Raw genomic sequence first — 13,738 nt, forward strand, 5'->3', positions numbered from 1 at the left:
CATGAAGCTGCTCATTATAACCTATAACCTTTTGGTAAACGTTACGTTTCCCGTTTGGTTCTCATTAGACGTTCCAAATGTAATGTCAGGTACAGCTGCTCGGAGTGAGTCATGTCGTATTCATAATTTTTATGGATAAACGTCTCGATCTTGCCAATACACTTGAAGGTCTCCGGATAGTTTTTCCGAACCACTTCGTATAGATACTCCTCCGCATCATCATGAGTCGAATGTGTAATGACTCGCTGACAGAAGTATTTCAGATGTGTGATAAAACGGAAATAGTTCACACTATCCTCATCCAGTTCGACGTTAAAGTGATATTTGATAATGTTCATAATTTCCTGCAGCAGCTGCATCAGATGTGTAACATCGTTCATCGAGTCGTTGACTTCCGCATTGATGAAATGCAGGGCAATGTTGCAGATCTCGTCTTTCGGGAATTCGATATCCAGTCGCTCTTTCAGCAAGGTCAATGCTTCTCTTGCTACATCATATTCTGCCTTATAGAAATGCTGTACTTCCCAAGAAAGCGGATTACGTGTAATCATGCCCTTTTCAAGCCGCTGTACTGCAAAATGAATATGATCAGATAAGGAAACGTATATTCCGTCACTGATCGTTTTACTCAGCTGTGTTCGCGCCAGCGTTACGATATCATCGGTTGCCTGCAGAATTTCAATGGGCACTTCGGCTACGATGGATTTGAACTTCTCATATATGGATGCATCCTGAAGACGAAACACCTTTTCAATTCGCTCTTCGTCAATCTCATCACCTGCTTTGAACTTAAATCCGATGCCCCGGCCGAGGATCAGCAATTCCTGATTTTTATCATCCACGGTGCTGACGATATTGTTATTAAATATCTGTTTAATAATCATAATGGACCCACCTGATTTTTTTTGAGACATAAAAAAGGGCAAAACCAAAACAGAAATAATAAAATCATTTCCATTGTGGTTTTGCCCGCATTACCGGTAACAAGCCTCGCAATCAGCTTAGCACAAACTGAAAACGGTGTCAACTGAGGGCATAAGGTTAAAATAAAAATATATGCAACATTTTCCTTTTCATCCACGTTAATAGTGTATCCAGGCATGAATATCTAATACCATCACATTGATGTAAACAGGAGGAATAACCTTGAAAAAATTTGTTTCTATAACCGCAGCGATCACTTCTATGACACTATTGTTGTCCACAGCTCCCATCTCATACGCTCAATCCAATGAATCATCGACTGTTCAGGATGAGCAAAGCACTTTGAAACTGGATAAAAAAGCAACAAAGCTGTTAACGGATGCGATCACAAAATTGGCTGGTAAACAAACGATACAATTTACATCGGTAGATACTTCATTTGTAGATGCTTCATATAATGAATGGCACATTGATGGCACATTGACCGGCACAGCCAAGGCTGATGTCTCTCAACGCTATGATCCCAAAAAGGGACAAGTTACTTCCACTTTGATTAGTTATGCAGCCGATGATCTCAATAAAGTCATGGATGAAGCTTTACGCACCAAAATAACTGCTTTTCTGAACACTTTCGATAAAGACAAAAAATTCGAAGTTGAGGGCTTCTGGCGGGTAAATCAATTAGTGAACGAAGGAGGACTCAAAAATTACTGGGTCATCTGGGGGCCTAATCAAAGTCTGTACGTTGATCTGGATCACAACAACCAAATGTCAGCAAGTATTCAATATAAAATAAAGGATGCACGAGCTGCCCTAAACAATAAAGCCCGGAACTCGCTCAAAACACTTGGCATATCCACCGTGAAACCATTCGATTATGCGCTGCTTACCAAAGCAAACAACGATACACTTTGGAAATATCAGGATGACGGCAGTTTGAATTACGTACACATTGGAAGTAACACCGGCAAGGTGTGGAAGGTGGAAAACGAACTGGGCAAGGACTGGAACAATGATGCTGATTTCAAAAAGTCTTTTGCTAAACCTAAGCTGAGTAAAAGTAAAGCACTCTCCGTTGCAGCACCTAAAGTAAAATCGATCTTTGGCCTGAATTTAAAAGGTTATTCTGTTCATATCCAAGATAATGAATACACCTTTAAGAAAAAAGGAGCCACTACAATCGTAGGTAAAATCAACAAAAAGGGTGCTTTTTATTCGTTTGAAGCTGTTCCCGCAATTGGGGTAAGAAACTAACTTCACGTTTGTAGAAAAAGCAAAGAGGCCCCTTCCGCCACGAAGGGGCTTTTTGTTATTGCCCAAAGGTCACATTAATCTGTACAATCTCGGAACGACTGCTTGTGCGGATCGGAGGTCCCCAGAAACCAAAGCCTGAGGTAACGATGGAATGCATAGAGCCCTTCTGCAGATAACCCCAGTCATTTTCATAGATGGCCTTTGTAATCCACTGGGCTGGTGCAATCTGGCCCCGATGAGTGTGACCGGATACAACCAGGTCCACCTTGTTCTGCTCAGCGATATCCAGATCATAAGGCTGATGATCCATCATAATGACAGGCTGGTTCAGATCCGTATTTTTCATGAGTTCTGCGACCTCTGCCCGATCCTGTTCGGTTCGATCCTTGCGTCCAATCAGCGTAATTTGGTTATCCAGAACGATCTTGTCATCATACAGCACCTTCATATTACTTTTCTCCAGTGCTGCAATCAGCTCCTCGACCGGTCCGTCGAATTTGTCATGATTCCCGAGTGAAGCATATACACCATAAGGTGCATGGATGTCACGAATGATGTCCGCGATTCCACTTTTCTCATACATCACCAGATTGTCATCTATCAAATCCCCAGGATATAAAACGAGGTCCGGCTTGAGTGAATTGATCTCCTCCACCATACGTTTCGCATGGGCAGGGCCTGACAATAGACCAAAATGCATATCGGCCGCCATCACAATGTTCAGCTTGTCGATCCCCTCTACCTTTTTATCAATCTGAATGTTGTATTGTCTGACGACCGGGCTGTACGCGTTATAAATACCATACCCCATCGTTGTAACGAGCAGCACCAGCGTAACAACTCCAGCCCATTTGTGCGCGTGATGCCGTGGAATACGTGTCAATCGAAGCAGCCAAAGCGTCAGATGCACAACCGGCAGAATGAGAAGTAATAGCGAGAATACTGCCAGCCAATAGGAACCGATAATGCCAAGAAACGAAATACTGCCAAACAGACGAGCCAGAATAAAGGAAACTGCCAGGAACACAAGCCCTGTAACATACAACCAACGGAATCTTGCCGCCACAACAGGTTTCATCCAGCTCCAGCCGCTCCAGCCTATGTAGAATACTAATAATCCATATACGAGCAAAAACAGAATACCTACGAGTACAAACATGCCTGGCCTGACCTCCACGTTCAAAAAGTAATATACTATTTTAACGAAAACTACTCCGTCTGAACTAGTATAACTTAAATAGAGGTGTTCCAGCATCTTTTGCAAACTACAGATAGGTACATTTTATTACAATTTGATGATGTTTAAATTTGAAACAATAAAACACCTCTTCCGCCTCCGATGAGTAAGCATACTCAAAGGGAAGTGTGGGAAGAGGTGTATTTATTTCGTTATTACTCGTTAGTATCCATCCATTGGAAGTGGAATGAACCTTCTTTGTCCACACGTTGGAATGTGTGCGCACCGAAGTAGTCACGTTGTGCTTGCAGCAGGTTTGCTGGCAAACGCTCTGTGCGGTAGCTGTCGTAGTATGACAATGCGCTGGAGAAGCCTGGTACCGGAATACCTTGTTTCACCGCAGCTGCAACAACTTCACGCCACGCATCCTGATAGGATTCCACGATGTTTTGGAAGTATGGATCAAGCAGCAGGTTTTTGAGCGCTGCGTCTTTGTCGTATGCTTCCTTAATGTTTTGCAGGAACTGCGAACGGATAATGCAGCCGCCGCGGAAGATCATCGCGATATTGCCGTATTTCAGATCCCAGCCATACTCGTCAGATGCAGCACGCATCTGTGCGAAGCCTTGGGCATAGGATACGATTTTACTTGCGAACAGCGCTTTGCGCACGCTCTCGATGAATGCTTTTTTGTCACCGGAGAAGGCTTCGGCTTTAGGTCCGTTCAGAATTTTGCTTGCCGCGATACGCTCGTCTTTCATGGCTGACAAGAAACGGGAGAATACGGATTCCGTAATCATGGACAACGGTACGCCGAGATCCAGCGCGCTTTGGCTTGTCCATTTGCCTGTTCCTTTTTGTCCAGCCGCATCCAGAATGACATCAACCATCGGTTTGCCTGTTTCCGGATCGTATTTGGAGAAGATGTCAGCTGTAATCTCGATCAGATAGCTGTCGAGTTCACCTTTGTTCCACTCTGTAAAGATTTCATGCAGTTCCTCTACAGAAACGTTCAATACAGATTTGAGCAAGTGGTACGCCTCACCAATCAACTGCATATCACCATACTCAATACCGTTATGAACCATTTTCACATAGTGTCCCGCACCGTCTGGTCCGATATACGTGCTGCATGCATCGTCGCCCACTTTAGCTGAAATTGCTGTCAGAATCGGCTCTACGAGTTCATAAGCACTTTCTTGACCACCAGGCATGATCGCAGGGCCTTTCAGAGCACCCTCCTCACCACCGGATACCCCTGCGCCGATGAAGCGGAAGCCTTTTGCTTCCAGCTCTTTGCTGCGACGCTGAGTGTCAGGGAAATAAGCATTACCGCCATCAATGATGATGTCGCCTTGATCCAGATGTGGAAGCAGCTGCTCAATCGTTGCGTCTGTTGCTTTACCTGCCTGCACCATGATCAGAATTTTGCGCGGGGACTCCAGAGAAGCTACGAACTCTTCAATCGAGAACGTGCCAATCAGGTTTTTACCCTCTGCTTCCTTCAGCAGATCATGCGTTTTCTCAGGGGAACGGTTGAATACCGCTACTGAGAAGCCTTTACTTTCAATGTTAAAAGCAAGGTTTTTCCCCATTACTGCAAGTCCAATAACACCAATCTGTTGTTTACTCATTATGTCCTCCCAATACTCCATGAATGATATATATGTTTAGTTAAAGCTTGTTCACGTTCAACACGCAGCTTATTGTACTGTTTTTTTCCAGTCTGCTGCAAATTTCTCCATACCTTGATCTGTCAGCGGGTGTTTGGAGATTTGTTCGATGACTGCAAATGGAACTGTAGCAATATGTGCTCCAGCCATCGCTACACGTGTAACGTGATCCGGATGTCTCACGGATGCAGCAATGATCTGAGCATCCAGGTTATGTGTGCGGAACAGTTCAGCCACTTTGGATACCAGCTGCACGCCATCTTCGGAGATGTCGTCCAGACGACCCAGGAACGGGGATACGTATGTTGCACCTGCACGAGCTGCAAGCAGCGCCTGGTTCACAGTGAAGATCAATGTCACGTTTGTTTTAACACCTTTTTTAGTCAAGTAGCGGCAAGCTTCCAGACCTGCAAGTGTCATTGGCAGTTTGATCGTAATATTTTTGTCATTGTTGTTGATTTTAATCAATTCATTGGCTTGTGCGATCATCTCTTCAGCAGTCAGTGCGTCAGGCGTTACTTCAGCAGAAACGGACTCAACTTCAGGTACAAGCTTCAAAATCTCTTCGATGCGATCCTCGAATTTCACGCCTTCTTTGGCTACCAGAGAAGGGTTGGTTGTTACACCGGACAATACACCGATTTTATATGCTTTTTGAATGTCTTCCACGTTAGCTGTATCAATAAAAAATTTCATGACTGAATTACCTCCGATTATTTTGGTTTTTTCGTTTTTTTAATTAGATGTTGCCGTTAACTGCTATTGGTACGTCGCTGTCTTCCTCGGAAATCAGTTCAGATGGCTCATCAAACCACCAGTGGTGACCATCTGCTTCCAGCATGGCATCCGATTCCGCAGGACCATAACTTCCTGCAGCATATAAGTGAAGCGGAAGAAGATTTTCATTAAATGCATCCAGAATTGGCTGTACCCAAGCCCATGATAACTCAACTTCATCCCAATGTGCAAAAAATGTTGGATCGCCATGCAGCGCATCGCGAATCAGGTTCTCATAAGCCTCGGCCAGATCTCCCTGATCTGGAGCAAGATCGATGTGAACCGGCTTGAATTCACCTTTATTCTCAGGATCACTTGCATTCAATTGAAGAGTCATGCTTTGATCCGGGCTCATCTCGATCACAAGCAGGTTCGGCTTCGAGCCGTTATTCTTGATCAGGTGGCCCTGGCCAGAAGGTTCCTTGAACTCAATCACGATTCGTGTTGACTTCTCCTTCATTCTTTTACCCGTACGGATGTAAAACGGAACACCTCTCCAGAAGAAATCATCAATTTGCAGCTTGGCCGCAATAAATGTGTCATTCATCGTGTTCTCCGCTACCCCGGGCTCATCGGTGTATGCATGTACCGGTTTGCCTTGGATGCTGCCTGCAGCATACTGTCCGCGAATGATACTTGCACCCACCGTTTGCTTCTGCAATGGCTGAATGGATTCCATGATATGTTTTTTCTTCTGTCCCACATTTTCGGAAGTGCTGTTATATGGGAGCTGAATAGCCATCATCATCAGCAATTGCAGCATATGGTTCTGGAACATGTCGCGAACAGCACCAACATGATCATAATAGGATGCACGTTCTTCAACGCCTACAGTCTCATTGGCAGTAATTTGTACGTTGGAGATGTAACGGTTGTTCCAGAGAGCCTTCATAATCGGGTTACTCTGATGCAGCGTCTCCAGCTTCTGCACCATCGGTTTGCCCAGGTAGTGGTCAATCCGGTAAATTTCTTCCTCCGTAAAGGATTCGCTCAGCTTGCGATTGAGGTCACGAGCAGACTGCAGATCATGACCAAACGGTTTCTCAATAACAAGACGTTTCCAGCCCTGCGTCGAGCCCAGGCCGCTTGACTGAATATTTTCAGCAATCGGTTCGAAGAACTCGGGTCCAACAGAGAGATAAAACAAACGGTTGGATGGAATGCCCAGCTCGGCCTCTCTTTGTTCAACCAATTGCAGTAACTTTATATAATCTTCCTTATGGCTGATATTCAATACACTGTATCGGAAAGCTTTCACAAATGATTTGACCGAATCATGATCTCCCTGACGTCTGGAGAATTCATGTAAAGATTTTTCCACTTGAGCCTGGAAAAATTCATCCGACCACTCTCTGCGGCCCAGGCCGATCAGGGAGAAGGTTTCTGGAAGCTTACGCTCAAGATATAGATTATATAAGGCAGGATATATTTTTCTTTTGGCTAAATCGCCAGTAGCTCCAAATAAAACAATTGTAGTTGGTTCCATCTCTTACCGTGCTCCTTCCAAGTAACTCTGGTTTCTTTGCTGTAGTTACACTATAATACGTTTTATAGCTATACAAGTAATTAATATATTTCACAGGAGCTATAGACGATATCTATGACAACAAATTATGAGTTATATAAAGTCTTCTATTGGGCTGCCAAAACGGGCAGTCTAACCCAGGCTGCCAAAGCTTTGTACATTACACAACCAAGCGTCAGCCATGCCATTAAACAGCTGGAGGACAGCTTTGGACTCACCCTCTTTTATCGAAATTCCAAAGGTGTTGCATTGACTCAGGAGGGCGCTAGTCTTTATTCCTATATCGAACAGTCTCAGATTCTGATCTCGCTCGCAGAAGAGAAAATGGCTGCACTCAAAAACCTGGACAACGGGGAACTGCGGATCGGCGGCAGCGACTCACTGTTCAAGCATTACATGTTATCGTACATTGAGGAATTCCATATTCAGTACCCTAACATCAAGCTGCATTTAAGTCATGGCACGACACCAGAAGTCATTACGTTTCTGAAGGAAGGTAAAATTGATCTCGGTGTTGTACGCATGCCAATCGTTGATCCTCAACTTGAAGTTCGCGAGAGCATTCAGCTCAAGGATTGCTTTGTTGCAGGGGAGCGTTATGCCCAATTGAAAGGAAAAGTACTAACCCTTGAACAGTTGCTTGAGCATGAGCTCATCCTGTTTTCCAGAAACAGTCGGGTTCGAATGGCTATTACCGAGCTGTTCAACAGCTACAACTACACATTGAAACCTGAAATCGAAGTCGGTAGTGTTGATCTGTTAATAGAGTTCGCCCGCCGCGGATTGGGTATCTCCTACGTCACACGTGAGTTCATCTCCAAAGAGCTGGAGGACGGCTCCCTGTTTGAGATTCAGCTGGACGTGCCACTCCCGCCTTCCCACGTCGGAATCATGACCAAACGCAACATGCCGATCTCCTCGGCTGCCAATCGGTTTATGGATTTGATTTTCAAGGCACAGACTTGATAGTCCCCGGCCTTTTAGCTTTTAATAAACTTAAACAGCCACAAGATTCCAGGGTTAACCGGAACTTGTGGCTGTTTTCTATTTCTGGCTATGATGATTTTACGGAAAAGGACAAAAGCGCTTCTACCGTACGTATATGCTTACTATAGGTGCTTCCTTAATGGCTTACGAGATATGATGCGTCCAGAATCAGAGCTACTTTACCACTACCCAGAATGGTAGCACCAGATAGATGGTTCATTGCTCCAAGATACGTGCCAAGTGTCTTGATAACCACTTCCTGATTCCCGATGATCTCATCTACCGCATAAGCTGCAACTTTATCAACCGAGCGTACAATGACGATAGGAATCGTTTTGGAGCGGCGCTCCGAATTGGCATAATTCAGCTTCTCACTCAAGCGATAAAAGGGGACAATACGCCCATGATTAAGAATGGATTGCTGACCCTGAATCATCTGAATATCGGCTGGCATAATTCGCACAATCTCGGCTACGTTGTACATCGGCAGGATCATGACACGGCCTGAAACCTTCACCAGCAGCCCTTTGATAATAGCAAGGGTTAGCGGCAGCCGAATCGTAAAGGTCGTGCCTACACCCACCTGCGTATCAATATCGATGATGCCGTTAAGCCTTCCGATCTGGCTGCGCACAATATCCATACCCACACCCCGGCCGGATACATCGCTGACTGTCGAAGCTGTGGAAAAACCAGGCTCAAAGATCAGATGAACTGCTTCGTCTGTATTCAATCGCGCAGCCTGCTCTTCATTGATGATGCCTTTAGCCAATGCAGATGCTTTGATCTTCTCGCCATCAATACCCTTACCATCATCCGAATAACGGATGACAACATGATTTTCCTCATGAAATGAAGTTAATGTAATGCGACCTTTGGCCGGTTTCCCGTTTTCTGCACGTACCTGCTCACTTTCAATGCCATGATCGGCACTGTTACGAATGAGATGGATTAACGGGTCGCTTAACTCCTCAATAATCATGCGATCCAGCTCCGTCTCTCCTCCGTGAATAACAAGCTCCAGCTCTTTGCCCAGCTTCTGTGACAAGTCACGTACCAGTCTCGGAAATCGGTTAAACAGTTGATCGATCGGCAGCATACGTGTTTTCATGACCCCATCCTGCAATTCCTTGATGACCCGTCCCATATGATCCGATACTCCACCAATATTCTGAAGCAGCGTTGAGGTATCCTTCCGGGCACCAGAGCTGCTCAGATCAGCCAAGGATGTCTGATCAATCAGCAATTCACCTACCAGATTCATCAGATGATCAAGCCGCTCGACACTTACCCGGACTGTAGGCTGCATCGTCTTTGCCTTATCTTCAATTGAAGGCGAGACGGGTTCCGGGATACTCACCCGTACCTCGTTCTCCGCTTTTGACGGCTCCAGGGTGGCTGCCGTTTCACTGCTATGCAGCAGGTAAGGCTTCACATCGAGGGTCTGAATATCCGAATCACTGGAAAGTACCTCGTTAATTCTGTTATCACTTAATGACGAAGCAATGACCATGATAAACTGTCTATAGTGTTCATCCTGTTCACCTGTATCCTGATTATCAAGACTTGTATCTTCTGTAGAGCACGAAAGCACCGTGCTGCCACCTTCCTCCAAACGCTTACGGAGAATATGGTATCTCGGCCCTTTCATCATACAATCCTCTCGAAGCAGTACATGCACAGCATACAATTGCTGACCATTCAGCACGGCTTCCTGTGCAGCATTTGCAGTGATCGGCTTCAACACAGCAGATTGCAGCTTCACATCCGGCTTTGGTTTGCGAATCAAGGCATGTATCTCATGCACAACAGCTCGAACATCGGTATAGGGTTCCCCTCGCACATACTGATCACGCAGCACCTTCATCGCATCCAGCGAACGAAAAAGGGTATCAATCAGCTCTGCCGTCACTTCCGGCTTCTCGGAACGAACCCATTCCAGTGCAAATTCCACCTCATGAGTGAGATCACTTAATTCACGAAAATCCATGGTGGATGCCGAACCCTTGATGGTGTGAGCTGCCCGGAATAACGTCTGGACCAGTTCAGCAGAAGGGGATTGCTCCAGCGTAAGTAAAGATTGATCCATTCGTTCCAATTGATCGTTCAGTTCTTCGATAAAAATGTCACGGTAGGCAGACAAGTCCATCATCATATGCATTCCTCCTAACCGCCCAATATCTCATCCAGCTTCAAAATACCTACCAGTTTGTCTCCTTGTTGACCGATCCCTTGAAAGAATGCCTCCTGGTGACGCCCATGCCCTCCAGAGGGAGGATGAATCTCTGAATAGGTCGTCACTTTATTGACCCGATCCACAATCAGACCGATGTATTCTTCCTGATAACGAACCACAATAATTCGTGCGGCTCTGGTTTCAGGTTCATCAGGCATGCCAAGCAAGCTGCGCAGACTCATTACACAAACAACTTTACCGCGTAGATTCATGACACCTTTGATCTCAGGCCGGCTGAACGGGATATCCGTAATACTGAGCATTTTGATAATCTCGTGAATCTCTTCTATGCGAATTGCACAGGTCTCTGCGCCAACAGCCAGTTCAATATATTGTTCTTTCTGAAGTGAAGACATCGTTCCACCCTCAATTCGTTGTAGTTACTGTGTTTTGAAAGCTGCTGCGGATTTCGCAAGTTCTTCAGCCAGATGGGCCAGAGACTGACAAGTTGCCGCGGTTTCTTCTGAAGCAGCCGCTGATTCCTCACTGGAAGCCGAGATGGATTCCACCGAGCTCATAACTTCGGCTGCCTGAGCAGCTTCTTCTTCACATGCAGCCGCAATCTCATTCACTTTCTGTGATGAGCTGTTCACCATCTCAATAATTTGATCAAAAGCGACTCCCGTTTTGGAAGACTGCTCTACGCTGTCAGCAACAGCCTGTACACTTTGTCTTGTATTTTCCTGCATCAATTTAATTATCGTAGTAATCTCTTTCGTTGCTTCTCCACTACGTTCAGCCAGCTTCCGAACTTCGTCGGCAACAACAGCGAAACCTCTGCCTTGCTCTCCTGCACGAGCCGCTTCAATCGCAGCATTCAGCGCAAGCAGGTTTGTCTGTTCAGCAATATCGTCAATGACTTCGATAATGTCGCCAATTTTACGTGAATCCTCTTCAAGCTTCGACATCTTCATATTTACGGCCTGCATGCCTTCGAGTGAAGTTTGTACCACATGACCGCCTTCACGTGCCGTTTTTACGGTATCATTAGACAGCTCTGCTGCTTCTTCAGCGCTAGCCGCCACAGAATTAATCGCGAGTGACAACTCCTTGAACAATTCGGAAATGTTGCTGGCTTCGCTGGATTGGCTTGTACTGGTGCTTGCAATTTCCTGTGTGCTTGCGGAGATTTGCTCCGAGGACGCCGCAACACTTTGGGAGTTCATTACAATGTTGTTGATTAACATTCTCAGATTATCCACCATACGGTTAAGCGCTACTGCCAATTGACCCACTTCATCTTTACTGGAGACATCCGATTTCAACGTCAGATTACCACCAGCTACTTCGGTCGCCAGATCAAGCATTGCCATAAGCGGTCTGGAGATGGAGCGAGAGATAATATATCCGATCAGGATACTGAAGAGAACAGAACCCACCACCATGATAATGGTTACTGTAAGAGCATTATTATAAGCCTGCTCGGACTTTGCATTATTTTGTTTTGCCAGATTTACATTAAGTTCAACCAGACTGGACATTGTTTTTACAACCTCGTCACCAGGCGGTTTGAGAGTCACTTTCAAAAATTGGATAAAACCTGCATCATCGTTTGAAAGGGCAAGCGTAACACCTTGATCATATAATTTCATGTAATTTTCATACTGACTATCTAATTTGCGAAGCAATTCGCTCTCTTCTGCTGTTGTTGCAAGCGGCCGATAGGTTGCAAGCCGTTCTTCCAGGCTCTGACGAATCGAAGCAATGTTTTCAGTGACCCTCGTTTGTTCTGCTGCTGCTGTTTCATAATTCAGATCACGAATGTTAACCCGCAATCTTTGATAATCAACTTGGGCGGAGGTAAGTTCTCTGACTGAAACCAAATTATCATTATACAGTTGCTCCATACGATCATTCGTGCCTCTCAAAGTGAATATAGAATATATTCCTAGAGATGCCAAAACCAAGGATACAACCAAAAATGCTGAAATAATCTTTGTTGCTGTTCTCAAATTACTGAACCATTTCATATGATCTCCTCCTAGTGTTTTTGTCCAGTTATGTAGTTTAGCTTTCTAGCCCCTTCCCAGGCCGAGCCCTAGACAGTATACGATCTATTTCGACATAAAAGTAATAAAACTGAATAGATTGTTTAAATATTTGTAATTTTTCACTTTTATGCATATTTTTTTTGAATATAAAGACTCTTTTATTTTTAATATGTATAAATATTATATTTCATTCGCACGTTATTTTTTCGTTTTCACGAAAAATATGACCTATCCAAAGATATTGTCTCAAATTCGTTATATGATCATTTCGCACTACTTTTTATTTATACCAGTACTATATTTCTTAATGTTCCTTAACGTTTCTTAATATCTCTTAATAGTTCTTTCGCCTTACGGAAACCAAAGTCTATTATCATTTGATTGGCTACAGGATAACAATTTTACATTTTTGTAATCATTTTAATTCCCAAAAAAAGTAAAGACCCAAATTTAGATTCAGAAAAAAAATAATCAAACTCTCTCAAAAGAGAGCTTGATTATTCATTTTAATCTCTATTCCAGCTCTGCCAAACACTTCTCAATACGCTTCGGAATGAGCTTGAAGAGCTTGTCCCAAGTTATAAACATCTCCGGCTTCCATATGTACTCCTCAAATTCCATACTTGGAATAAAGGCTTTTGTTTGCAGATAAGCTTTCACTTTCTGGTCGATCTGCTCGTTCGTTTGAAAATAATCTTCAAACATCTCATTTACAAGCAAACCTGCTTCTCCTGCATCAGGACCGGCGGCTGTATACAGGTTTGGCAGTAACTCAAACACCACTGGTAGCGGTGAGAATGCATGTTTCCCCGGTTGAGAGTACAAGCATACCCGCTGACCCATCAGGTTGGTCTTCTCTTTTAACAATCCTCGTAATATTCTGCCATGGAAGCTGGCCTCACAATCCACGACTTGCCCGTCATGTCCCACATGAATCCAAACATGTTCCATCTCATAGAGATGACCAATCTCATAATCCCACCAAATTGCATATTCAATCACATATTGAACGATTTCGGTCGGAAATTGAATCTCTCTGCGGAAAGAAGAGGATGGTCCAGGCTGTTCAAACAAAGAGACCCCTACCAAGTCAGGATAGAACGGTTCGTTTCGATCAAACAGGACAATCGGGGCATATTTCAAAGAAAATTCAAGCATTTCATGTTCTGACATTGTCATTTAAGCTGCCTCACT

At 44.5% G+C, this 13,738-nt stretch carries 11 protein-coding genes; 2 read left to right on the plus strand and 9 right to left on the minus strand.

What is annotated here, in order from left to right:
* Window positions 1-41 precede the first annotated feature (41 nt).
* Window positions 42-884: a BglG family transcription antiterminator LicT gene (gene licT / locus ACQSGY_RS10615; protein WP_427051868.1), complete on the minus strand. Its 843-nt coding sequence runs from the start codon at window positions 882-884 to the stop codon at window positions 42-44.
* Window positions 885-1,146: 262 nt separating this feature from the next.
* Between licT and ACQSGY_RS10620 the strand changes: the two genes are divergently transcribed.
* Window positions 1,147-2,178, plus strand: a complete 1,032-nt coding sequence (locus ACQSGY_RS10620; RefSeq protein WP_427051869.1) for a hypothetical protein — start codon at window positions 1,147-1,149, stop codon at window positions 2,176-2,178.
* A gap of 55 nt (window positions 2,179-2,233) precedes the next feature.
* Here the strand turns inward: ACQSGY_RS10620 and ACQSGY_RS10625 are convergent, their stop codons facing one another.
* From ACQSGY_RS10625 to zwf, 4 genes are all read right to left on the minus strand, one after another.
* Window positions 2,234-3,337 (minus strand): metallophosphoesterase, encoded by a 1,104-nt coding sequence (locus ACQSGY_RS10625; protein WP_427051870.1) that lies wholly within the window; start codon window positions 3,335-3,337, stop codon window positions 2,234-2,236.
* A 233-nt stretch (window positions 3,338-3,570) separates the two neighbouring features.
* Window positions 3,571-4,989 (minus strand): NADP-dependent phosphogluconate dehydrogenase, encoded by a 1,419-nt coding sequence (gene gndA, locus ACQSGY_RS10630; protein WP_145401319.1) that lies wholly within the window; start codon window positions 4,987-4,989, stop codon window positions 3,571-3,573.
* Window positions 4,990-5,058: 69 nt separating this feature from the next.
* Complete coding sequence (gene fsa / locus ACQSGY_RS10635; protein WP_184188416.1) at window positions 5,059-5,724, minus strand: fructose-6-phosphate aldolase; 666 nt, start codon at window positions 5,722-5,724, stop codon at window positions 5,059-5,061.
* Window positions 5,725-5,767: 43 nt separating this feature from the next.
* Entirely contained in the window at window positions 5,768-7,291 is a 1,524-nt protein-coding gene (gene zwf, locus ACQSGY_RS10640) for a glucose-6-phosphate dehydrogenase (RefSeq protein ID WP_145401317.1), read from the minus strand.
* A gap of 114 nt (window positions 7,292-7,405) precedes the next feature.
* Between zwf and ACQSGY_RS10645 the strand changes: the two genes are divergently transcribed.
* A complete protein-coding gene (locus ACQSGY_RS10645) occupies window positions 7,406-8,296 on the plus strand; it encodes a LysR family transcriptional regulator (protein WP_111273383.1) in 891 nt (296 codons plus the stop codon).
* A 157-nt stretch (window positions 8,297-8,453) separates the two neighbouring features.
* Here the strand turns inward: ACQSGY_RS10645 and ACQSGY_RS10650 are convergent, their stop codons facing one another.
* From ACQSGY_RS10650 to ACQSGY_RS10665, 4 genes are all read right to left on the minus strand, one after another.
* A complete protein-coding gene (locus ACQSGY_RS10650; RefSeq protein WP_427051871.1) occupies window positions 8,454-10,472 on the minus strand; it encodes a chemotaxis protein CheW in 2,019 nt (672 codons plus the stop codon).
* A gap of 11 nt (window positions 10,473-10,483) precedes the next feature.
* Window positions 10,484-10,909, minus strand: coding sequence for a chemotaxis protein CheW (locus ACQSGY_RS10655; RefSeq protein ID WP_427051872.1), 426 nt, complete (start codon window positions 10,907-10,909; stop codon window positions 10,484-10,486).
* Window positions 10,910-10,933: 24 nt separating this feature from the next.
* Window positions 10,934-12,523: a methyl-accepting chemotaxis protein gene (locus tag ACQSGY_RS10660; RefSeq protein ID WP_427051873.1), complete on the minus strand. Its 1,590-nt coding sequence runs from the start codon at window positions 12,521-12,523 to the stop codon at window positions 10,934-10,936.
* A gap of 534 nt (window positions 12,524-13,057) precedes the next feature.
* The gene (locus ACQSGY_RS10665) at window positions 13,058-13,717 is read right to left on the minus strand and encodes a hypothetical protein (RefSeq protein WP_427051874.1); all 660 of its coding nucleotides are present in this window, start codon (window positions 13,715-13,717) and stop codon (window positions 13,058-13,060) included.
* Window positions 13,718-13,738: the final 21 nt, after the last annotated feature.

Origin of the sequence: Paenibacillus sp. TC-CSREp1 (genome assembly GCF_050171015.1) — a bacterium.
GTDB lineage: Bacteria > Bacillota > Bacilli > Paenibacillales > Paenibacillaceae > Paenibacillus > Paenibacillus silvae.

Excerpts from the sequence above, each read along its gene's own strand:
- fsa (WP_184188416.1), bottom strand. The coding sequence starts at position 5,724 with ATGAAATTTTTTATTGATACAGCTAACGTGGAAGACATTCAAAAAGCA.
- ACQSGY_RS10625 (WP_427051870.1), bottom strand. The coding sequence starts at position 3,337 with ATGTTTGTACTCGTAGGTATTCTGTTTTTGCTCGTATATGGATTATTA.
- ACQSGY_RS10655 (WP_427051872.1), bottom strand. The coding sequence starts at position 10,909 with ATGTCTTCACTTCAGAAAGAACAATATATTGAACTGGCTGTTGGCGCA.
- ACQSGY_RS10665 (WP_427051874.1), bottom strand. The coding sequence starts at position 13,717 with ATGTCAGAACATGAAATGCTTGAATTTTCTTTGAAATATGCCCCGATT.
- licT (WP_427051868.1), bottom strand. The coding sequence starts at position 884 with ATGATTATTAAACAGATATTTAATAACAATATCGTCAGCACCGTGGAT.
- ACQSGY_RS10645 (WP_111273383.1), top strand. The coding sequence starts at position 7,406 with ATGACAACAAATTATGAGTTATATAAAGTCTTCTATTGGGCTGCCAAA.
- ACQSGY_RS10660 (WP_427051873.1), bottom strand. The coding sequence starts at position 12,523 with ATGAAATGGTTCAGTAATTTGAGAACAGCAACAAAGATTATTTCAGCA.
- ACQSGY_RS10650 (WP_427051871.1), bottom strand. The coding sequence starts at position 10,472 with ATGATGATGGACTTGTCTGCCTACCGTGACATTTTTATCGAAGAACTG.
- gndA (WP_145401319.1), bottom strand. The coding sequence starts at position 4,989 with ATGAGTAAACAACAGATTGGTGTTATTGGACTTGCAGTAATGGGGAAA.
- zwf (WP_145401317.1), bottom strand. The coding sequence starts at position 7,291 with ATGGAACCAACTACAATTGTTTTATTTGGAGCTACTGGCGATTTAGCC.